26 protein-coding genes are annotated in these 20,462 nt (G+C 65.3%); 18 read left to right on the top strand and 8 right to left on the bottom strand.

Features of this window, described 5'->3' with window-relative positions; translation table 11 throughout:
* The first annotated feature begins 1 nt into the window (after window position 1).
* Window positions 2-829 (top strand): TIGR00282 family metallophosphoesterase, encoded by an 828-nt coding sequence (locus H8A95_RS12790; protein WP_229183485.1) that lies wholly within the window; start codon window positions 2-4, stop codon window positions 827-829.
* 118 nt (window positions 830-947) lie between these two features.
* Here H8A95_RS12790 and H8A95_RS12785 read toward each other — a convergent pair whose 3' ends face one another.
* Together H8A95_RS12785 and H8A95_RS12780 are read right to left on the bottom strand one after the other, a co-directional pair.
* Complete coding sequence (locus H8A95_RS12785) at window positions 948-2,372, bottom strand: methyl-accepting chemotaxis protein (RefSeq protein ID WP_229183484.1); 1,425 nt, start codon at window positions 2,370-2,372, stop codon at window positions 948-950.
* A gap of 150 nt (window positions 2,373-2,522) precedes the next feature.
* Entirely contained in the window at window positions 2,523-4,286 is a 1,764-nt protein-coding gene (locus H8A95_RS12780) for a methyl-accepting chemotaxis protein (RefSeq protein ID WP_229183483.1), read from the bottom strand.
* 215 nt (window positions 4,287-4,501) lie between these two features.
* Between H8A95_RS12780 and H8A95_RS12775 the strand changes: the two genes are divergently transcribed.
* From H8A95_RS12775 to H8A95_RS12740, 8 genes are all read left to right on the top strand, one after another.
* Entirely contained in the window at window positions 4,502-5,248 is a 747-nt protein-coding gene (locus H8A95_RS12775) for a YebC/PmpR family DNA-binding transcriptional regulator (RefSeq protein ID WP_229183482.1), read from the top strand.
* 206 nt (window positions 5,249-5,454) lie between these two features.
* Window positions 5,455-5,982, top strand: a complete 528-nt coding sequence (gene ruvC / locus H8A95_RS12770) for a crossover junction endodeoxyribonuclease RuvC (RefSeq protein ID WP_229183481.1) — start codon at window positions 5,455-5,457, stop codon at window positions 5,980-5,982.
* Entirely contained in the window at window positions 5,979-6,596 is a 618-nt protein-coding gene (gene ruvA, locus H8A95_RS12765) for a Holliday junction branch migration protein RuvA (RefSeq protein ID WP_163161482.1), read from the top strand. Before ruvC ends, ruvA begins: the two co-directional genes overlap by 4 nt.
* Window positions 6,593-7,027: a hypothetical protein gene (locus H8A95_RS12760; RefSeq protein ID WP_229183479.1), complete on the top strand. Its 435-nt coding sequence runs from the start codon at window positions 6,593-6,595 to the stop codon at window positions 7,025-7,027. Before ruvA ends, H8A95_RS12760 begins: the two co-directional genes overlap by 4 nt.
* Window positions 7,024-8,073, top strand: a complete 1,050-nt coding sequence (gene ruvB, locus H8A95_RS12755; RefSeq protein ID WP_274617405.1) for a Holliday junction branch migration DNA helicase RuvB — start codon at window positions 7,024-7,026, stop codon at window positions 8,071-8,073. Before H8A95_RS12760 ends, ruvB begins: the two co-directional genes overlap by 4 nt.
* 189 nt (window positions 8,074-8,262) lie before the next feature.
* The gene (locus H8A95_RS12750; RefSeq protein WP_229183478.1) at window positions 8,263-9,180 is read left to right on the top strand and encodes a metallophosphoesterase; all 918 of its coding nucleotides are present in this window, start codon (window positions 8,263-8,265) and stop codon (window positions 9,178-9,180) included.
* A 74-nt stretch (window positions 9,181-9,254) separates the two neighbouring features.
* Window positions 9,255-9,704 carry a tol-pal system-associated acyl-CoA thioesterase gene (gene ybgC, locus H8A95_RS12745; protein ID WP_021076499.1) on the top strand — a complete coding sequence of 150 codons (450 nt, stop codon included), beginning with the start codon at window positions 9,255-9,257 and terminating at the stop codon, window positions 9,702-9,704.
* A gap of 86 nt (window positions 9,705-9,790) precedes the next feature.
* Entirely contained in the window at window positions 9,791-10,258 is a 468-nt protein-coding gene (locus H8A95_RS12740; RefSeq protein ID WP_223966795.1) for a nuclear transport factor 2 family protein, read from the top strand.
* Window positions 10,259-10,553: 295 nt separating this feature from the next.
* Here the strand turns inward: H8A95_RS12740 and H8A95_RS12735 are convergent, their stop codons facing one another.
* The gene (locus H8A95_RS12735) at window positions 10,554-11,198 is read right to left on the bottom strand and encodes a glutathione binding-like protein (protein WP_229183477.1); all 645 of its coding nucleotides are present in this window, start codon (window positions 11,196-11,198) and stop codon (window positions 10,554-10,556) included.
* Window positions 11,199-11,297: 99 nt separating this feature from the next.
* Here H8A95_RS12735 and H8A95_RS12730 point away from each other — a divergent pair, with 99 nt between their 5' ends.
* The 4 genes from H8A95_RS12730 to H8A95_RS12715 all read left to right on the top strand — a co-directional run bounded on the left by H8A95_RS12730 (window position 11,298) and on the right by H8A95_RS12715 (window position 13,837).
* A complete protein-coding gene (locus tag H8A95_RS12730; RefSeq protein ID WP_229183476.1) occupies window positions 11,298-11,957 on the top strand; it encodes a TetR/AcrR family transcriptional regulator in 660 nt (219 codons plus the stop codon).
* Window positions 11,958-12,048: 91 nt separating this feature from the next.
* Window positions 12,049-12,696 (top strand): dihydrofolate reductase family protein, encoded by a 648-nt coding sequence (locus H8A95_RS12725; RefSeq protein WP_229183475.1) that lies wholly within the window; start codon window positions 12,049-12,051, stop codon window positions 12,694-12,696.
* Between the two features lie 270 nt (window positions 12,697-12,966).
* Entirely contained in the window at window positions 12,967-13,365 is a 399-nt protein-coding gene (locus H8A95_RS12720; RefSeq protein ID WP_229183526.1) for an ArsR/SmtB family transcription factor, read from the top strand.
* Entirely contained in the window at window positions 13,358-13,837 is a 480-nt protein-coding gene (locus H8A95_RS12715) for an SRPBCC domain-containing protein (RefSeq protein ID WP_229183473.1), read from the top strand. The genes H8A95_RS12720 and H8A95_RS12715 overlap by 8 nt, the downstream gene beginning before the upstream one ends.
* Window positions 13,838-14,045: 208 nt before the next feature.
* Here the strand turns inward: H8A95_RS12715 and H8A95_RS12710 are convergent, their stop codons facing one another.
* Both H8A95_RS12710 and H8A95_RS12705 read right to left on the bottom strand, forming a co-directional pair.
* Window positions 14,046-15,011, bottom strand: coding sequence for a 2-hydroxyacid dehydrogenase (locus H8A95_RS12710; RefSeq protein ID WP_229183471.1), 966 nt, complete (start codon window positions 15,009-15,011; stop codon window positions 14,046-14,048).
* Window positions 15,012-15,298: 287 nt separating this feature from the next.
* The gene (locus tag H8A95_RS12705; protein WP_229183469.1) at window positions 15,299-15,538 is read right to left on the bottom strand and encodes a hypothetical protein; all 240 of its coding nucleotides are present in this window, start codon (window positions 15,536-15,538) and stop codon (window positions 15,299-15,301) included.
* On the opposite strand from H8A95_RS12705, the gene H8A95_RS12700 reads away from it, so the two are divergent.
* The 5 genes from H8A95_RS12700 (at window position 15,525) to H8A95_RS12680 (ending at window position 18,834) form a co-directional block, all read left to right on the top strand.
* The gene (locus H8A95_RS12700; protein WP_229183467.1) at window positions 15,525-15,893 is read left to right on the top strand and encodes a YciI family protein; all 369 of its coding nucleotides are present in this window, start codon (window positions 15,525-15,527) and stop codon (window positions 15,891-15,893) included. The genes H8A95_RS12705 and H8A95_RS12700 overlap by 14 nt on opposite strands.
* A complete protein-coding gene (locus H8A95_RS12695; RefSeq protein WP_229183466.1) occupies window positions 15,890-17,167 on the top strand; it encodes an RNA polymerase sigma factor in 1,278 nt (425 codons plus the stop codon). The genes H8A95_RS12700 and H8A95_RS12695 overlap by 4 nt, the downstream gene beginning before the upstream one ends.
* A 197-nt stretch (window positions 17,168-17,364) precedes the next feature.
* Window positions 17,365-17,775 (top strand): DoxX family protein, encoded by a 411-nt coding sequence (locus tag H8A95_RS12690; protein WP_229183464.1) that lies wholly within the window; start codon window positions 17,365-17,367, stop codon window positions 17,773-17,775.
* Window positions 17,776-17,807: 32 nt separating this feature from the next.
* Window positions 17,808-18,344, top strand: coding sequence for an SRPBCC family protein (locus H8A95_RS12685; protein WP_229183462.1), 537 nt, complete (start codon window positions 17,808-17,810; stop codon window positions 18,342-18,344).
* Between the two features lie 79 nt (window positions 18,345-18,423).
* Window positions 18,424-18,834 (top strand): VOC family protein, encoded by a 411-nt coding sequence (locus H8A95_RS12680; protein ID WP_229183460.1) that lies wholly within the window; start codon window positions 18,424-18,426, stop codon window positions 18,832-18,834.
* A 242-nt stretch (window positions 18,835-19,076) separates the two neighbouring features.
* On the opposite strand, the gene H8A95_RS12675 is transcribed toward H8A95_RS12680, so the two are convergent.
* From H8A95_RS12675 to H8A95_RS12665, 3 genes are all read right to left on the bottom strand, one after another.
* Window positions 19,077-19,499 carry a hypothetical protein gene (locus H8A95_RS12675; RefSeq protein WP_229183458.1) on the bottom strand — a complete coding sequence of 141 codons (423 nt, stop codon included), beginning with the start codon at window positions 19,497-19,499 and terminating at the stop codon, window positions 19,077-19,079.
* Window positions 19,500-19,614: 115 nt separating this feature from the next.
* On the bottom strand, window positions 19,615-19,905 hold the full coding sequence (locus tag H8A95_RS12670; RefSeq protein ID WP_016842535.1) for a hypothetical protein: 291 nt from the start codon (window positions 19,903-19,905) through the stop codon (window positions 19,615-19,617).
* A 173-nt stretch (window positions 19,906-20,078) separates the two neighbouring features.
* The coding region (locus H8A95_RS12665; protein WP_229183456.1) for a nicotinate-nucleotide--dimethylbenzimidazole phosphoribosyltransferase at window positions 20,079-20,462 on the bottom strand (384 nt) is incomplete at its 5' end.

Genomic DNA, 20,462 nt, shown 5'->3' with positions numbered 1-20,462 from the left:
CTTGCGTATTCTTTTCGTTGGTGACGTCGTCGGCAGGACCGGCCGCACCGCCATCGCCGACCACCTTCCCGGCATGATCAGGGACTGGTCGCTCGACCTCGTCGTCGTCAATGGCGAGAATTCCGCCGGCGGCTTCGGCATCACCGAGGCGATCTATCAGGAGCTGCTCGATGCCGGCGCCGACGCGATCACGCTCGGCAACCATGCCTGGAATCAGAAGGAGGCGCTGGTCTTCATCGAGCGCGCGCCGCGCCTGATCCGCCCCTTGAATTTCCCGCGTCATTCGCCCGGCCGTGGCGCCACGCTGGTCGACACGAAGAGCGGCAAGCGCGCGCTGGTTCTCAACGCGATCGGCCGCGTCTTCATGGAGCCGTCCTCCAACGATCCGTTCAGTGCGATCGATCGCGAGCTCGAGGCCTGCCCGCTGCGCGAAGGCTGTGATGCCATCGTGCTCGATTTCCATGCCGAGGCCACCAGCGAGAAGCAAGGCGTCGGCTTCTTCTGCGACGGCCGCGTCAGCCTCGTGGTCGGGACCCATACCCATGTGCCGACCGCCGACCACCAGGTGCTGCCCGGCGGCACCGCCTATATGAGCGATGCCGGCATGACCGGCGATTATGATTCAGTGATCGGCATGCAGAAGGAGGAGCCGCTGCAGCGCTTCCTCACCGGCATTCCCTCCGGCCGGTTCGAGCCGGCCGGCGGCGTTGCGACGCTGAGCGGCATCGCGGTCGAGACCGACGATACGACCGGGCTTGCGGTCAAGGTCGCGCCGGTGCGCGCCGGCGGGCGGCTCGAGCCCGCGGTGCCGGGGTTTTGGGTGAAGTGAGGATAGAATTGCAGCTCTGCTCGTCATTGCGAGCGGAGCGAAGCAATCCATCTCTCGGCACTCGCGGAGCGATGGATTGCTTCGTCGCTGTCGCTCCTCGCAATGACGGTTGCGGCAACTACCCCTGTCGAAAGCCCATCCGGAACGCGCCCCAGTGGCGGCCGTTGACGACGATCGGCGATGACAGGTCCTTCATCAGCACGAAATTGCCGCCGCCCATGTCGCGGCGGTAGGTCTGCAGCAGGAACGGCTTGGTGTTGGCCGCGACCTTGCTTACCGCGCGGTCGTTGAACAAGCGGCGGTTGCGGCAATTGGCGTTGTTCCACACCGGGTCCGGCCCCTGCGGCAGCCGGTAGTTCGGATTGTGGGTCGGCAGATAGCCGCTGCATGCCCAGGCGACGCAGAACACGATGCGCGGATCGGTCTTCTGGATCGGATCTTGAATCGCGGGGAGCACGCGGTCGGTGAAGCTGACATAGTCGGTCAGATACTGCTTCGGATTGGTCCCCGCGATCTCGCGATACTTCTCGTCCATCAATTGCGCGAGCGTGATCTCGCCGCGTGCGACGGCACCCTCGAACAGCTCGGAGATCCGCTTTGCGGTCTCGATCACGACGCGGATCAGCGGCGCATCCGAGGTCTCCACGCCGCTGTCGGCGATCGTCACGATCAGGCTCTCGGAAAGCTCGAGCAGCTTCGCTACGCGGCCGTCGGCGTGCTTGAGGTCGCGCGAGGAGAGATCGACGCCCTTGGCAAGCTCGTTCAGCTCCGTGATCACCGTGTCGCAATGACCGAGATTGGAGGTCGCGGCGCGCGCAACGCTGCCGATCTCGGCGCCGACGGATGAGAAGCCTTCCTGGACGCGCGTGATGATGCCCGAGATCTGCTGGGCGCCTTCGCCGGCGCTCTTGGCGCGCAGCGAGGCATCGCTGCTCTCGCCGATCAGGCTGCCGATCTGGCCGTCGAGATCGCGGACGGTGTCGGAGATCTGGTGCGTCGCCTGGCGCGTTGCTTCCGCAAGGTTCTTCACCTCGCTTGCGACCACGGCAAAGCCGCGCCCGGCGTTGCCGGCGCGCGCGGCCTCGATGGTGGCGTTGAGCGCCAGCAGATTGGTCTGCTTGGCGATCGCCTCGATCGAACCGGAAACCTTGGCGACCTGGCTCAGCGCGGAGCCGACCGCGGCGAGCCGGGCCTCGATCCGCCCGACGGCGGCGACGAGCTCAGCGATGTGGCTGACCGCCGTCTCGACGGCGTTGCGCGATTCCGCGATCTGGCCGACCGCGGCGGATGCAGTCGTCTGCACCGCCTGCGAGGCATTGGCGATGTCGTGATTGGCCGAGACCATGATCTCGGCGGTCTCCTGCAGATGATGGAACCGCTCCGACTGGCTGCTGACGCGATTCGCGACCTCCTGGATGTTGCCGGCGATGTCGGCAAGCTCGACCCCGAGGCCGCCGATGCGGTCGGCAAGCTGGTCGACCAGCCGTTCGGCCAGCGTCCGGTCCGATGAGATATCCAGCACTGCAAGCTGCGCAGCCGACATGTCAGCACGTCCTCCCGTCACAGCGGCCTGTCGAGCCGCCGCAGCATTCCCATTCCGATCTAAAGCGTGATTCGCGTCGCCGGTCTTGCCTGAGCGTGCACTGCGTGTCCCGGATTACGCTTCGCTCCATCCGGGCTACAAGAATTCCGATCAAAGCTTGTAGGCGGTGCGGAAGGCGCCCCAGTGCCGGCCGCGGACGCGAATCGGCACGTCGATCTCGCGCATCATCACGGTGGTGCCGTTGCCCATGTCGCGCGCATAGCTCTGAACCAGATAGGCGCGCTGGTTTTGCGCGGCGGCAAGGCCAGCGGCATCGTTGAAGATGCGGCGATTGCGGCAATTGGCGGTGTTATATGCCACGTCGCCCGGCCGCTGCGGCTGCGAGTAGATCTTGTTATGGACCGGCAGGTAGCCGTTCCGATCGACCGTCGCGCAGAACGTCAGGCGCTTGTCCTTGGCAAGGAACGCCTCGAGCGAAGCGGGCAGCGAACGATCCGCCCAGTCCAGCATCCTGGTGCGGTACTGCACCGGGTTGGTGCCTGCGATCTCGACATAGTTGGTGTCGAACATGTCGGCGATCGCGATCGCGCCGCTGTCGAGCCCGTTCTCGAAGATCCTGCTCAGCGCGCTGCCTGCTTCCATCGCGCGGGTGACCAGTTCGGCGTTCTCCTCGTGGATCGCCCACATCCGGTCTTCGATCTTCTCGCGCAGCTCTGATGTCGCCGCCTCGAACCGCGCCTGGCTACCTGCCTTGGCGCGGTCGGCGATCCTGATCCGGCACGCGCCGACGTCCTGCAGGGTTGCGCTCAGGGTCTCGTGGGCCGGCAACTTCCCGGCGTCTGGCCCGCCGATCAGGATGCCGTCCATCGCGATCTCGTAGACCGGCGCGGTGACGATGCCCCGCGCAGTCGTGACCTCGATGGTGAGGCTGCAAGGCAGCCGCTCGTTCTTGCGCGGATCGCCGCGCTCGTCCTGGCGCAGCAGCACCGCGCAGCGCGCCTTCAGCTTCTGGGCGAAGGCGGTCACCGCCTTGCCGGCCTTGGCGACATTGTCGCCATGCGCGGCGGCTTCCTGGGTTGCCGAATCGATCTCGCCGGCGCTGGTGCCGACCGAGACGATGAAGTGGGAGGCGGAGGCCGCATTCTGGCCCATCTCGCCGGTGATCTGGTTCTGCTCGGCGACCGCGCCGTTGACGTTGTCGAATACCGGGCGGATTTTTTCGATCGCCTCCGAGATGCGATGCACGGCGTCCGCCGATCCGGTGGCGTCCTTCTGCAACGCCTCGATCTTCCGCGTGATCTCTTCGGTCGCGCTCTGGGTCTGCACCGCGAGCGCCTTGACCTCGGTGGCGACCACCGCAAAGCCCTTGCCGGCGGCGCCGGCGCGCGCGGCCTCGATGGTCGAGTTGAGCGCCAGGAGCGTGGTCTGCCGCGCGATCTGCGCGATCAGATTGACCACATTGCCGATCGCGGCCGAGGATTCGCGCAACCGATCGACGTTGGCGGTGGCCTCGCGCGCCGCGGCGGCGGCATCGTCGGCGAGCTGGCTCGCGCTGCGCACCTGCGCCCCGATGCCTTCGGCGGAATGGGTGAAGCGGTCGGCGGCCTCGGAGAACGTCGTTGCGGTGCTCTGCGCATCGCTGCTGCGGCCGGTGAGGGCGTCGGTGCGGGAGCGGATGGTCGCGAGCTTGGCTGCCGTCGCTTCGGCGCCGTCGGCGACCGAGCCCGCGGCGCGCTCGAGCTGGCGGATCATCGCGCCGAGCTCGAGTTCCAGCAGTTCCAGGATCTCCCTGGACGAATCCCTGGTCGAATCAGTCTCGGTTGCGACTTCAGGCGCAGCCGCGGTCGGAACCTGCGGCGCGACGGCAGGCGCGGCCTGCTCCGGCACTTGCTTTCGAAACAAACCGAACGCCATGGGAGCTCTTTGGGGGTTCTTGGAGAGTTACGGCGGGACCGGGGCGATCCTCGCATCCGGGCATGAAGTCATGGTTAACAAGTGCCTCATATTCCGGCTTGCGGTAGTATTCCTCTGCCGGACGGTCCCTGCCGACCTTTGATTTTGGTCGCCAGGGGCCTATAAGGCCGCGTTTTCCACCCGTGTTCAGACCCTAAGCTCCGAAGAGACGTCGCATGGCCGGCCATTCCCAATTCAAGAACATCATGCACCGCAAGGGCCGGCAGGATGCCCAGAAGTCGAAGCTTTTCGGCAAGCTGGCCCGCGAAATCACCGTGGCGGCCAAGCTCGGCACCCCGGATCCGGCGATGAACGCGCGGCTGCGCGCAGCCGTGGTGGCGGCGCGTGTCGAGAACATGCCCAAGGACAATATCGAGCGCGCCATCAAGAAGGCCTCGGGCAGCGATGGCGAGAACTATGACGAGATCCGCTATGAGGGCTACGGTCCCGGTGGCGTCGCCGTGATCGTCGAAGCGCTGACCGACAATCGCAACCGCGCCGCCTCCGACATCCGTTCCTTCTTCACGAAATCAGGCGGCAATCTCGGCGAAACCGGCTCGGTCGCCTTCATGTTCGACCACACCGGCATCATCGAATACGACGCCAAGGTTGCCTCCGACGACGCGATGCTGGATGCCGCGATCGAGGCCGGCGCCGACGACGTGGTTTCGAGCGAGGGCGGCCATGAGGTCTACGCCTCGCAGGACACCTTCCGCGAAGTTGCCAAGGCGCTGGAAGCGAAGTTCGGCGAGCCGCGCAAGGCGGCACTGACCTGGAAGCCGCAGAACACCGTCTCGGTCGACGACGAGACCGGTGAGAAGCTGTTGAAGCTGATGGACCTGCTCAATGAGCACGACGACGTTCAGAACGTGTTCGCCAATTTCGAGGTCTCCGACGCGCTGATCGCGAAGATGGGCGGCTAGCTGGTTGTCATTGCCAGGCTAAAGCGCGAAGCGCGTCTTCGCGCTAGAGGACCGGCAATCCATCAAGACAAAAGCATTTTGATCGATGGATGCGCGGGTCAAGCCCGCGCATGACGACTGCATGACGACTGTAGGTGTTGCGCTTTCCCGGGTATGAGCATTCCGTTTGTGTTTCGTTCTCCCGGCGCAGGCGGTATCACTACCCCATGACATCCCAGCCGATTCGCTCTCCCGTCCGCATCATCGGTATCGATCCGGGTCTCCGCCGCACCGGCTGGGGCGTGATCGAGACCGAAGGCAACCGTCTGGTCTATATCGGCTGCGGTTCGGTCGAGCCGCCCGACGATCTGCCGCTGGCGAACCGGCTGCTCGCGATCCATGAAGGGCTGGCCGCCGTGCTCGGCGACTTCAGACCGGCGGAGGCGGCGGTCGAGCAGACCTTCGTCAACAAGGACGGCGTCGCTACGCTGAAGCTCGGCCAGGCGCGCGGCGTCGCCATGCTGGCGCCCGCAATGTTCGGTATCTCGGTCGCCGAATACGCACCGAACCAGGTCAAGAAGACCGTGGTCGGCGCCGGTCATGCCGAGAAGAACCAGATCCAGGTGATGCTGAAGATCCTGCTGCCGAAAGCCGAACCGCCGTCCGCCGATGCCGCGGACGCGCTCGCAGTCGCGATCACGCACGCGCATCACCGCCAGAGCGCCGCGCTGCGGCTCAGGGTGGCGAACTTATGATCGGCAAGCTGAAGGGCCTGATCGATTCCTACGGCGAGGACTACGTGATCCTCGACGTCGGCGGCGTCGGCTATCAGGTGCATTGCGCCAGCCGCACGTTGCAGGCGCTGCCCCAGCCGGGCGGTGCCGCGGTGCTCTCGATCGAGACCTATGTCCGCGAGGACGCGATCAAGCTGTTCGGCTTCCGCTCAGATCATGAGCGCGAATGGTTTCGCCTGCTGCAAACCGTGCAGGGCGTCGGTGCCAAGGTCGCGCTCGCGGTGCTCGGCACGCTGCCGCCGACCGACCTCGCAAATGCAATCGCGCTGCGCGACAAGGCGGCGGTGGCACGGACCCCGGGAGTTGGGCCGAAGGTCGCCGAGCGCATCGTCAGCGAATTGAAGGACAAGGCGCCGGGCTTTGCCGATGTCGATCCCGCGGTGGTGCAGCTGTCAGGTGCAATCGACAACAACCGCGCGCCGCGCCCGGTGACGGATGCGATCTCCGCGCTGGTCAATCTCGGCTACGGCCAGCCGCAGGCTGCCGCCGCGATCGCCGCCGCTTCGCGCAGCGCCGGTGAGAGCGCCGAGACCGCGCAGCTGATCCGGCTGGGGCTGAAGGAATTGTCGAAGTGAGCGTGGTACAAAGCCTCCCCAGATCCGGCTTGGCTCGGTTCGGCTACACGACGGTCGTCGTCTCCCTCGGGACTCTGATCACCGGAAGTCTTGTCATGTTGGGTTGGTCGGCTTCGTTGTGCTTCTTGAGCCGTGTCATTCGATGTTTCTCGTTCTCTCGGGACTTTGCTGGATTCTTCCTCAAGATGATCCAAATATGGTCCCTTCCCGCGCTCGTGGTCGGGGTTTTGGTCGCGTTCATCGCCAAAGTTCGTGGCTCAGTCGCTTGGTGGAACGTTCTTGCGGTCGTGGCACTGGTTTGTACTGCTGAGTTTGCGCTGTCGAAGTTCAACGATGCAGCTTCGCTCTTTCTAGCCCAAGGTTTGGTACTGTTTGTCGGAGTTCAGCTCTCTCGTGTGGGCAGCAGGATGGTTGGAAAATATCCTATATGAACACGCCGCCCCGCATGGTGACGCCCGAACGCCGCTCCGACGATGTCGGTGATACCGCGCTGCGTCCGCAGTCGCTGACCGAGTTCGTCGGCCAGGCGCAGGCGCGCAAGAATCTTTCGATCTTCATCGAGGCCGCCAAGAAGCGCGGCGAGGCGCTCGATCACGTGCTGTTCGTCGGTCCGCCGGGTCTCGGCAAGACCACGCTGGCGCAGATCGTCGCGCGCGAACTCGGCGTCGGCTTTCGTGCCACCTCGGGCCCCGTGATTGCGAAGGCCGGCGACCTCGCGGCACTGCTCACCAATCTCGAAGAGCGGGACGTGCTGTTCATCGACGAGATCCATCGCCTCAGCCCGGCGGTGGAAGAAGTGCTCTATCCCGCGATGGAGGATTTCCAGCTCGATTTGATCATCGGCGAAGGCCCCGCGGCGCGTTCGGTGAAGATCGAGCTGTCGAAATTCACGCTGGTCGGCGCGACGACGCGTGCCGGCCTGCTCACCAATCCGCTGCGCGATCGCTTCGGCATTCCGGTGCGGCTCAACTTCTACACCGTGGAAGAGCTGGAGAAGATCGTCACCCGCGGCGCGCGCGTGCTCAACATTGGCATGAGCCCCGACGGCGCCAACGAGATCGCGCGCCGCGCCCGCGGCACACCGCGCATTGCCGGCCGCCTGCTGCGCCGCGTGCGTGACTTTGCCTCCGCTGCGGACGCCGATTCCGTCGATCGCGGCATCGCCGACCGTGCGCTGAGCGCGCTCGAGGTCGACAGCGCCGGGCTCGATGCGATGGACCGGCGCTACCTCACCACCATCGCCTTGAACTATGGCGGTGGGCCGGTCGGCGTCGAGACGATGGCGGCGGCGCTGTCGGAGCCGCGCGATGCGATCGAGGACATCATCGAGCCCTATCTGATCCAGTGCGGCTATTTGCAGCGCACCCCGCGCGGCCGGCTGCTGACCTCGCACGCCTTCCGCCATCTCGACCTCGCCGAGCCGAACCGCGATCCCTCGCAGTTCGGCCTGTTCGGCGGCAACGGCGACGAGGACTGAGCCTCGCTCTCGAAGACGTGAACAGACGTGTTGGTGCAGCGCATTCCGCTGCCGGTAACCGTGCGCGCTAACCATTGCGAAGCGTCTGCTGGCCGCCTGCACAAACACGGCCCAATTTCGCTCCAATCAAAAGGCCTATGGTCGTTCACGGCGCTTTAGGAAGCGCCAGGCATCACCGATCAAACGTCCATGATTTCACGCCGAAATTTTCTACGCACCGCCGGCGGATTGACCGCCGCCACGGCTTCGACTGCGGCCTATGGCCTGAGCGAGCCGGTCGTCCGCCTCACGCTGACGCGCTACGATCTGTCGCCGCGGCAATGGCCGTCGGATTTTCCGCTCAAGATCGCCGCGCTCGCCGACATTCACGCCTGCGATCCCTGGATGTCGCTCGATCGCATCGCAGAGATCGTGAAGCGGACCAATGCGCTCAATCCCGATATCATCGTGCTGCTCGGTGATTATGTCGCCGGGCTGCGCCACGTCACCCGCTTCATTCCGGCATCAGAATGGGCTGCGGTGCTGAGGGGCCTGAAGGCGCCGCTCGGCGTGCATGCGGTGCTCGGCAATCACGATTATTGGGACGACAAGACGGTGCAACGTCAGGGCCAGGGCACGCCGGTTGCGCGCCGCGCGCTGGAGCGGGCCGGCATCCCGGTCTACGAGAACGACGCGGTGCGGCTCGTCAAGGACGGCCGTCCGTTCTGGCTCGCCGGCCTCGGCGACCAGCTCGCCTTCATGGCGGCGCGACGCTATCGCGAGATCAGGCGCATCGGCGTCGACGATCTCAACGGGACACTCGCAAAGGTCACCGACGATGCGCCGGTGATCCTGCTCGCGCATGAGCCTGATGTTGCGCTTCGCGTGCCCTCGCGCGTTGCGCTGCAACTCTCCGGCCACACCCATGGCGGCCAGATCCGGCTGCTCGGCTGGTCGCCGGCGGTGCCGGTCAAGCACGGCATGCGGCTCGCCTATGGCCATATCAAGCTGAAATGCGACGTCGTCGTCTCCGGCGGCCTTGGCTGCAGCATCATGCCGTTCCGCCTCGGCGTACCGCCCGAGATCGTGCAGGTCACGCTCGGCGCAAAAGGGTCGGTGGTGTCCTGACCGCGCTTGCGTGATCGAGCAATTTGCGCAACACGATTGTCGTTCCCGTTCCGAAGGCAATCGAGGGGCCGCAATTGACCTTACCCCATATCGACGGCGCGATCCGCGATGGCCGACACCATATGCAGGTCCGCGTCTATTACGAGGACACCGACTTTTCCGGCATCGTCTACCACGCCAACTACCTGCGGTTCATGGAGCGTGGGCGCACCAATCATCTCCGTCTGATGGGCGCCGAACAGAACGCGCTGTTCGAGGAGGCGCAGGAGGAGACCGGCGGCTTCGCCTTTGTCGTGCGCTCGATGACGCTCGACTTCCTCAAGCCCGCGCGGATGGACGACATGCTCGACGTCGTGACCTGGCCGATCGCGGTGAAGGGGGCTTCCATCATGCTCGCGCAGGAGGTCAGGCGCGGCGATGATGTGCTTGTGAAGGCGCAGGTGCGTGTTGCCTTCGTCAGCCAGGGCAGGGCACAGCCGATTCCGAAGTCCATCCGCGCGTTGATGAAGGCCGATCTGGCCTAGCTATCGGGTGATAGGGAATGCCCCATCGACTCTGCGTGGCGCGGCGATAGATTTGCGTGCGACCAACCAACCGCGAGGGATCGCCGATGTCACGTCCGCCGCTGCCGCCCTTCACCCGCGAGACCGCCGCGCAGAAGGCGCGCATGGCGGAGGATGCCTGGAATTCGCGCGACCCGGTTCGGGTTGCCGGCGCCTATACCGAGGACAGCCGCTGGCGCAACCGCTCCGAGGTGTTCGAGGGCCGCGAGGCGATCGTGGCCTTCCTGACCCGCAAATGGGAAAAGGAGCGGGAGTATCGCCTGATCAAGGATCTCTGGGCGTTCGACGGCAACCGCATCGCGGTGCGCTTCCAGTACGAATGGCACGACGCCGGCGGCAACTGGTTTCGCTCCTACGGCAACGAGCAGTGGGAGTTCGACGAGCACGGCCTGATGCGCCGGCGCGAGGCCTCGATCAACGACATCGCGATCGCAGAGAAGGACCGCCGCTTCCATTGGCCCGCGCCGGGCCCGCGTCCAGCCGATGTGCCGGGGTTGGGGCAGGAGCCGTTCTAGCGACGCGTAGCCCGGATGCAGCGAAGCGAAATCCGGGGCGGCCTTTCCGCGGATACATTATTCCCGGATTGCGCTGCGTCCATCCGGGCTACGGGACATCTTGGTGAAAGTCGGGCCGTCGCGCTTCGAGACGCCGCTTCGCGGCTCCTCAGCATGACGGGCATAAGGCTGAGTGCGTTGCCAGTCTTGCAACGCGCGAGTCCTCGCTCCGTCATCCTGAGGTGCGAGCGGAGCGAGCCTCGAAGGATGGACGGCCCCCGCTCGGAGGCCGTCACCTTCGAAACGAGAATGTGCTTTACGCCGCAGCCTTGTGCCGTGCGATCTCGGCCTTGTAGAGATCGAACTCCTCGGCGACCGCCTTCGCAACTGATGGCCGGGTGCGCAGGCGTTCGTAATAGGCCTTCAGCGCCGGCCATTTCGCGAGCTCGATCGGCGGCGTTGCCATGGTCCAGTTGATGACGGTGACGAGATAGGCGTCGGCGACGCTGAAATGATCGAGCAGATAGTCGCGGCCCTTCAGATGGTCCTCGACATAATCGAGCCGCGAGGCGTATTTTTCCAGCGCATAGACCTTGGCCTCCGGCGGCGCCTTCTTGTCGAGCAGCGGCAGGAACAGGCCCTTGTGCAGCTCGGTGCCGATGAAGCACAGCCATTGATGCAGCTTTGAACGCTCGGCATTCGACGCCGTGCCGATGCCGGCCCGCGGGAACTGGTCGGCGACATATTGCAGGATCGCGGCGTTCTCGGTCAGCACCACGCCGTCGTCGGTGCGCAGCGTCGGCACCAGGCCGAGTGGGTTGACCTTGTTGAAGTCGGAGCCGTCGTTGCGCACCTGCTTGGTCTTCGGATCGACCTCGAGATAATTGGCCGGCTGGCCCGCTTCATAGAGCGCGACGCGGGTCGCCATCGAGCAGGCGAGGGGCGAGAAATAAAGGTCCATGGGGTGCCTCCTTGGCGGTGTCTGGCGCGGCGTGCCGGCCGTTATTGATTTTTGTACTGTCCTGGATAATATTTGTCCGGTCAAGGAATTTAATGCGAAATGGTACAAAAAAATAAGAAGCCGCCATCTGCTGCCAAAATCGAGGCGCCGGTCGCACCGAAGCGCCGCGGGCGGCCGCGCGCCTACGAGCCGGATGTCGCGCTCGGCAAGGCTCTCGATCTATTCCGGCGCGACGGCTTTGCCGCGACTTCGCTCGATGATCTCAGTGCCGCGACCGGCATGAATCGGCCGAGCCTCTATGGTGCGTTCGGCGACAAGCGCGAGCTCTACATCAAGAGCTACCAGCGCTATCGCGACGACGCGCGCGCCGCGATGGTCGACATCTTCCGCGCCGATGCGCCGCTGCGCGAGCGGCTGGAGCGCATCTATCGGATCGCGCTCGACATCTATCTGTCCGGCGAGTCCGGCCCGCGCGGCTGCTTCACCGTGATGACCGCGGCGTCGGAAGCGGTGTCGGATCCGGATATCCGCGCCATGGTGCTGGAGGGCCTGACCGAGCTCGACAAGGCGTTCGGCATCTGCTTCCGCCATGCCAAGGAGCGCGGCGAGTTGCCTGACGGCGCCGATCCGGCGTCGCTGGCGCATCTTGCGTCGGCCACCATCCACACCATCGCCATCCGCGCCCGAGCACGTGTGCCGCGCGGGGAACTCGAGGCGATCGTGAAGGGCGCCGTCGACGTGATGTGCCGGGCCAAATAGAAGCGGCAAATTTTCTTACCGATCAAATGTCGGGTGCTGGTTTTCCCACCCGTCTTCCGTAAGGTCTCCCCCCTCACGGAAGCGAAATCTCATGGGAAAAGTCAGGACTTCAGCATTCTCGGTCTCGATCGACGGGTTTGGCGCGGCGCCGCGTCAGAGCCTCGAAAATCCATTCGGCGAAGGCGGCATGGTGCTGCCCGGCTGGTTCCTCCAGACGCGGACGTTCCGCCAGACCTTCGGCCAGGATGGCGGCAGCACCGGGCTCGACGACGAGATCGCGCGCAAATCGATGGAAAATATCGGCGCCTGGATCCTCGGGCGCAACATGTTCGGCCCGATCCGCGGGCCGTGGCCCGATGATGCCTGGAAAGGCTGGTGGGGCCCCAATCCGCCCTATCACACGCCGACCTATGTGCTGACCCATCACGCACGGCCCGACCTAGTGATGGAAGGCGGCACCACGTTTCATTTCGTGACCGATGGCATTCACGCCGCGCTCGAGCGGGCGCGCGCGGTTGCCGGAGACAAGGACATCCGGGTCGGCGGCGGCGTGTCGCTGGTGCGGCAATTTCTTGAGGCGCGGCTGCTCGACGAGGTGCAACTGGCGCTGTCGCCGGTGCTGCTCGGCGCCGGCGAGAATTTGTTCGCCGGCATCGATCTGCCCGCTCTCGGCTATGCCGTCGTTTCACAGGTCGCGAGCCCGAACGCCACGCACGTCACCTTCGCGCGCAAATCGTAAGATCGAGATCGGACTTCGCTTCATCTCGCCCCGCGTGCGGGGAGAGGCCGGAATGCATCGTGAGATGCATTCCGGGTGAGGGGGGACAGGTCCAACCTCGTTCGCAACTCGCGGAGGCAGCCCCTCACCCCAACCCTCTCCCCGTAAGAACGGGGAGAGGGAGGGTACTGCCGTCGTCTGCGTCAGTTGCCAAAATCGGCCGTTGACGCGCGCGTCGTTCGGGCGTACTTAACCCAAAGGTTATTTAACCGATGAGCTAAGTACATGCCGCTGGACCCCCTCAGTTCGACCTTCGCGGCGCTGGCCGATCCGACCCGGCGCGCGATCCTGGCGCGGCTTGCGCTCGGCGAGACCTCAGTGATGGAGCTGGCAAAACCGTTCGACATGAGCCTGCCGGCGATCTCCAAGCACCTGAAGGTGCTGGAGCATGCCGGCTTGATCTCGCGTGGGCGTGAGGCGCAGTGGCGGCCGTGCCGCATCGCGCCGGCCTCGTTCAAGCAGGTCGACGGCTGGCTCGGGAATTTCCGCCGCTTCTGGGACGAGAGCTTCAACCGCCTCGACGGCTTGCTCGAGGAGATGAAGGCGGATGAGGCCGTGAAGGCCCCGCCGCGTAGCAACCGCAAAGTCAGAGTAACCAAGGAGAAGCAACGTGGACGCACGCGTGAATAAGACGCTGAGGATCACGACCCCGTCGGATTTCGAGTTCGCCATGACACGCCAGTTCGACGCGCCGCGGCGCTTCGTGTTCGACGCGATGACCAAGCCGGAATATCTGGTTCGCTGGCTTGGCTGCGACGCGATGGCGATGCCGGTGTGCGAGGTAGACCTGCGCGTCGGCGGCCGCTATCGCTTCGTGTTCCGTTCGTCCGAGGGCATCGAGCATGAACTCACCGGCACCTATCGCGAGGTGGTGCGCCCGGAGCGGCTTGCATTCGGCGAAACCTTCTCGATGCCCGGCTTCACCAGCGACGAGTATCTGGTGACGTCGACGTTCGTCGAGGCCGGCGGCACCACCACGCTGACGACCACGATCCGCCACCCGACCAAGGAGGCGCGCGACGGTCATCTCAATTCCGGCATCGAGAAGGGCGTCGAGCCGGCTTACGACCGGCTCGCGGAGATCGTTGCGGGGATGGGCTGAGGCGCGGCCGAGGACAGCGCTTCGTCGGTGAAGCGCTGCCCCATCAACCTCGTCGTCCCTGCGAAAGCAGGGACCCATACCCTGCGGCCGGCGTAGTGAACTGCACTCGCCGTTCCAGCATCGCTCATCAATTAGCATCGGTGGTTATGGGTCCCGGGTCGCGCTTCGCTTGCCCGGGACGACACTGCCTTAATATCTCCCGCCGGCCTCAATATCCCCGCTTGCGATCGACCATGTTTTCCAGCGCGCCGCCCGCCTCGAAGCGTGCGATCTGCTGCGCGACGTATTTCGAGATCTCGTCGGCGTCGGTGTCGGCGGCGTTGTGCGGGGTCAGCACCACTTTCGGGTGGCTCCAGAACGGGCTCGCCTCGGGCAGCGGCTCGGTCTCGAAGACGTCGAGCGAGGCGGCGCCCAGCGTGCCGTCGTCGAGCGCGCGCAGGATGTCCGCTTCGTTCTGCAAGCCGCCGCGGCCGGCATTGATGATGACGGGCGCGCCGAGCGGGCTGTTGCGGTTCAGCTTGGCGAACGCATCGCGGTTGAGCACATGCCGCGTATCCGGCGTCAGCGGCAGCAGGCAGACCAGGATGTTGGTTGCGCGCAGGAATGCATCGAGCTCTTCAGTGCCGTGATAGCATGTGATGCCGTCGATCCGCTTCTCGCTGCGGCTCCAGCCGACGACCCGGAAGCCGAGCGCGCGGAGCGCATGCGCCGAGGCCGCGCCGAGGGTGCCGAGCCCCATCACGCCGACGGTGATCGCGCTTGCCGCCCATTGGTAGTCCGGCGCCCAGCGCTTTGCCCGCTGCGACTCCCGCAGATAAAGCTCCTGGCGGTGATGCATCAGCACATGCAGCACGACATATTCGGTCATGCGGTCGGTGAGGTCGCCGACCGAAACCCGCACCAGCGGCACGTCGGGCAGCGAGCGGTCGGCCATCAGCGCATCGACTCCGGCACCGAGGTTGAAAACGACGCGCAGGTTCTTGAACGCCGCGAGCTCGCCCGGCTTCGGCTTCCACACCGCGGCATAGTGCACCTCGGCGGGGTCGAGCGCGCCATCCGGAAGCAGCACCACAGAGCGGTCGGGGCAGACCGCGTCGAACCGCGCCTTCCAGCGCGTCGACGACCAGTTTTCCGAGCCGCCGTTGATCAGCAGCGCGAGTGCGCCCTTACCCATCCAGATACCTCCAAAGTCAATGTGATGCACGTCACATAACGGGTCATGCCCGTCTCGGGTCTCCTGCCATCAACAGGGGATAACTTCCATGCACAAACTGATCCGGGCCTCAGCTTTGATCGTCGGTCGTCGCCGTCACATCTTGCGCAGGCGATCGCCGCAGCCTCGTGCTCGCAAATGCCGACGCGTCCGCGCAGGCACAACCGGCCGTTGCTCTCGCTCGGCCTGCGGCTTCCGGAGCCATGAAGGCAGCACGCATCTCGCCTGGTGACGAAGAGCCACATTCGTCAGCGGAAGAGCGATGCGACCAAAGGCGCGCCGGATCGCCACACGAGGACCGTCGCGGTGCTGGACATGCGCCAGCGCCGCGGTCCAGCGTCCGGTCTGCCGAGGCTCGCCACGAGGCTTCGATCGAAATCCATCGCCGCCATCAGGAACCTAAATTTCTTTCGCTCGGCCTGTCGGCAGCGGGCATAATCGTTCGTTCTTGCAATGAACGGAGATGCCTTTTCGATGCTGTACGCCATCCTCTGCTATCATGACGAAGACATGGTCGGTTCCTGGAGCAAGGAGCACGACGCCTCGGTCATGCAGAAACTGTCCGTCGTGCAGGACAAGCTCGCAAAGCAAGGCAAGCTCGGCCCGGTGGCCCGGCTGCTGCCGACCACGGCCGCGACCACGCTGCGCAAGGAAAACCCGCCGCTGGTGCTGGACGGCCCGTTCGCCGAGACCAAGGAGCAGCTGCTCGGTTTCTATCTGGTCGAGGGCAAGAACCTCGACGAGGTGCTCGACATCGCGCGCGACCTCGGCGAGGCCAATCCCGGCGGCACCTATGAGATTCGCCCGGTCGGCCACTTCACTCCGGGGAGCGCAAAGACGTGAGCGTGACCGACACCGCCTGGATCGATGCCACGCTGACATCGGCGCGTCCCCAGGCGGTTGGCGCGTTGCTGCGCTACTTCCGCAATCTCGACACCGCCGAGGAAGCCTTCCAGAACGCCTGCCTGCGGGCGCTCAAGAGCTGGCCGCAGAACGGCCCGCCGCGCGATCCCGCGGCGTGGCTGATCATGGTCGGCCGCAACGTCGCGATCGATGAGGTTCGCCGCAACAAGAAGCAGCAACCGCTGCCCGACGACGACCAGGCGATCTCCGACCTCGACGACGCCGAGGACGAGCTTGCCGAGCGGCTCGACGGCTCGCATTACCGCGACGATATCCTGCGGCTGCTGTTCATCTGCTGTCACAAGGATCTGCCGGCGACCCAGCAGATCGCGCTCGCGCTGCGTATCGTCTCCGGCCTGACGGTGAAGCAGATCGCGCGCGCCTTCCTGGTCTCGGAAGCCGCGATGGAGCAGCGCATCACGCGGGCCAAGGCGCGCGTCGCCGACGCCAACGTGCCGTTCGAGACGCCGGGCGCGGTCGAGCGCAGCGAGCGGCTCGTCTCGGTCGCGGCGATGATCTACCTGATCTTCAACGAGGGCTATTCGGCGAGCGGCGACACCGCTCAAATCCGCTCGCCGCTGTGCGAGGAGGCGATTCGCCTTGCCCGCCTGCTGCTGCGGCTGTTCCAGAGCGAGCCGGAGATCATGGGGCTGACGGCGCTGCTGCTGTTGCAGCATGCCCGCGCCGCCGCGCGCTTCGACGCCGATGGCCAGGTGATCCTGCTCGACGACCAGGACCGCAGCCTGTGGAATCAGAAGCTGATCGCCGAGGGCGCAGCGCTGATCGACAAGGCGATGCGCCATCGCCGCAGCGGCCCCTATCAGGTGCAGGCCGCGATCGCCGCACTCCACGCCCGCGCGGAAAAGCCCGAGGATACCGACTGGACCCAGATCGACCTGCTCTATGGTGCGCTCGAGATCATGCAGCCGTCGCCAGTGATCACGCTCAACCGCGCGGTTGCGGTCTCCAAGGTGAAGGGGCCGGAAGCCGCGCTCGAGATGATCGAGCCGCTGGCGCCGCGGCTTTCCAATTACTTCCATTACTTCGGCGTGCGCGGCGCCTTCCTGATGCAACTCGGCCGCAACGAGGAGGCCCGCGTCACCTTCGACCGCGCCATCGCGCTCGCCAACACCACCGCGGAAGCCGCCCACATCCGCATGCATATCGACCGCCTGATGCGCGACAGCCAGCCGCGCAACGTGAAGGCGAAGTAGCTCCCAACATTGCTGCACGTCATGCCCGGCCTTGTGCCGGGGATCCGCGTCTTTGGATGCCGCGAAGAAGGAAGACGTGGATGGCCGGGACGAGCCCGGCCATGACGAATCTCAAAAAATCTTCACCGTCCTTGTCGGCCCGTCGTCCTGTCGTTCGTCATGGAGGCAGAGCATCACCAAGCGTTACGGAGCCCGCCATGCCGACGATCATCGACACCGAAGTCTCAAAGCCCGCCCGCATCACCGGCCGCGTCATGAGCGGCGTGGTTATCCTTTTCCTGCTGTTCGATGGCGCGATCAAGCTGTTGCCATTGCCTGTCGTCACCGAGACCATGGACAAGATGGGCTTTGGTGCGAGCGACACGCTGGCGCGCAGCCTCGGCATCATCACCATCGTCTGCACGCTGTTGTACTCGGTGCCGCCGACCTCGATCCTCGGCGCCATCCTGCTCACCGGCTATCTCGGCGGTGCGATCGCGTCCCATGTGCGGATCGGCAGCCCGCTGTTCAGCCACACGCTGTTCGGGGTCTATCTCGGCCTGATGGTGTGGGGCGGGCTCTATCTGCGGGACGGCAATCTGCGTGCGCTGCTGCCGTTCCGTCGTTAAGCTATTCCTCAATTCACCCTGTGGAGACAGTTATGTTCGAGACCATTGCCATCATCGCGATTGTCCTCGCCGTCGCGATCGCCGTCATCCTCGTCATCGCGGCGACCAAGCCGGGCACGCTTCGGGTCACGCGTGCGGTCAGCATCAATGCGCCGGCCGATCGGGTCTTTCCGCTGATCAACGATTTCCGTCAGTGGACGGTCTGGTCGCCTTATGAAAACCGGGATGCCGCCATGAAGCGCGTCTATAGCGGCGCCGAGCGCGGGCAGGGCGCGGCCTATGCCTGGGACGGCAACAAGAATGTCGGTTCCGGCCGCATGGAGATCCTGCAGTCCGCCGCGCCGTCGAAGATCGTCATCAAGCTCGACTTCTTCAAGCCGTTCGAAGGCCACAACACCGCCGAGTTCACAATGCTGCCGCAGGGGGATGCGACCAGCGTCACATGGACCATGTATGGTCCGGCCGTCTTCATGTCGAAGGTGATGCAGGTGTTCATCAACCTGGATCACATGATCGGCAAGGATTTCGAGGCCGGTCTCGCCAATCTGAAGAAGCTGACTGAAAAATAGCGAGCGTTTTCGAGCGAAGTGGTTTCCGGTTCGCGTGAAGAAAACGCGTCAAAACGAGAATCTACCCAGGGAGCATGCGATGCAGGTCAACCCCTATCTCTCCTACGACGGCAATTGCGGCGCCGCGCTGAACTTCTACCAGAAGGTTCTCGGTGCGCGGATCGAGGAAACCTATCCCTACGGCGAGGGCAATCCGGAGATGCAGACGCCGCCCGGCTGGAAGGACAAGATCATGCACGCCAGGGTCTCGATCGACGGCGAGATCATCATGGCCTCCGACGCCCCGCCCGGCCACTTCCAGAAGCCGCAGGGCTTTCATGTGTCGTTGCAGGTCGAGGATCCCGCAGAGGCCGAACGCCGCTTCAAGGCGCTGTCCGAAGGCGGCACGGTCACCATGCCGTTCGGCAAGACCTTCTTCTCCAACGGCTTCGGCATGTGCGTCGATCAGTTCGGCATCCCCTGGATGGTGAACTGCCCGCAGGGGATGTAGGCGGTTGCTCGGCCCGGTAATCGGACCGTCACCCTGAGGAGCGCGCACTCGCGTGCGTCTCGAAGGGTCGACGGCCACCAGCCGGGGCCGTGCATCCTTCGAGACGCCGCTGCGCGGCTCCTCAGGATGACGGGACAAAGAATCGTAGGGCGGGTTAGGCGAAGCCGTAACCCGCTGCCCGTCACGCAGACCAAAGACGGTGGGTTATGCTTCGCTAACCCACCCTAGGAGACGCACGTAGCCTACCTGCACCGCGGATAGATCGCGGCGAGTTCGCGGCCGCGCAGCAGCAGCAGGCGCGAGGTCAGGCCGCCGCGGCGCACGATCCAGCCGCGCACCGGCGCCGGGTAGGCTTCCAGCACCGCCTCGGAGGCTTCCGGCTCCGCATAGGTTCGGCCGCGCCGGTCGATCGAGCGCGCGGCATGGAAGCCGAGCACGGCGCGCCGCGTCACGCAGATGCGGTCGCCCGGCACCATCGAGAGCACGAGCGTGCAGGCCGACAGGCACGGCCCGTCGATCACCACGCGCTCACCGGACTCGCGCACCTTGTCGAACAGATCGATGAACGGGCCGACCTGGCCACCGGGGCTGGCGAGGATCCGAACGTCGGCTTGCGCGCAGCCAACCGTTGCGCAGAGGGCTGCCGCCGCGACAAATATTTTCATCAGCGCAATCCCTGCCGACGATGCGGTCGAGGTCGCACCGCATCCGAAGCCGCAAGGCTCGCGCCGGAATGGGGCATCGTCAAGACCGATGCCCTATCCGCCATGATCGGCGGGCTCAGGCTGCCCGGTTCTTGAGCGCGCCCACGATCGCCGTCAGCACTGCGCCGGCAACGCCGCCGCCGGCGACCTGTCCGATGATGCTGCCGATGTCAGGCGTCGCGCCGGAATTGGCGAGCAGCGGAATCAGCATGCCCAGAAGCTGTCCGCCCGCGCCGCCGCCGATGGCGCCTGCGATGGTGTTTCCGAGCGTGCCGAGATCGATGTTCTTGGCCGCTCCGGCAGCGACATTGCCGCCGACGGCTCCGCTGATGACTTGAATGATCAGATTGATGAGGACTCCCGACATGACGCGATTTCTCCCCGGTATCTGGTTCAGCATGGCTGAGGCGCCGAATGGCGTCCCACCGGCGCAGACGTTAGGCCTCTGGCGCGCAGAGGTCATGCTGCGCACGCGAAGATTCGGCCCTTGCGGGCGGTATGCACCGGCTTTTTGGGGAGTTGTTCGGCTAACCTGCAGCTTTAGCCCGCGCCGGAGACGCCGGCCTCGGCAAAGGTCGCCATGCCGCCATGACAGGCGAGCGCCGCGCGCAGCAGCAGGATCGCAACCCCTGCGCCGGAGGCTTCGCCGAGCCGCATCTCGAGATCGAGCAGGGGCGCGAGCCCGAGTTCGCGCAGCATCTGGCGATGGCCGAGCTCGGCCGAGACATGCCCGGCGCGGCAATGTGCGAGACCGTTGGGCGCAAGCCGCGCCAGCGGCAGCACCGCCGATGTCGCGACGAAGCCGTCGAGCAGCACCGGGATCGATCTTGCCCGCGCTGCCAGCACGGCGCCCGCGATGGCCGCGAGCTCGCGGCCGCCGAGCGCGACGGCGACTGCGAGCGGATCGTCGAGCAGGCTGCGATG

The organism is Bradyrhizobium oropedii, assembly GCF_020889685.1.
Classification (GTDB): domain Bacteria; phylum Pseudomonadota; class Alphaproteobacteria; order Rhizobiales; family Xanthobacteraceae; genus Bradyrhizobium; species Bradyrhizobium oropedii.
The sequence above is the reverse complement of the archived record's forward strand: the minus strand, read 5'-3'. Positions and strand labels throughout refer to the sequence as shown.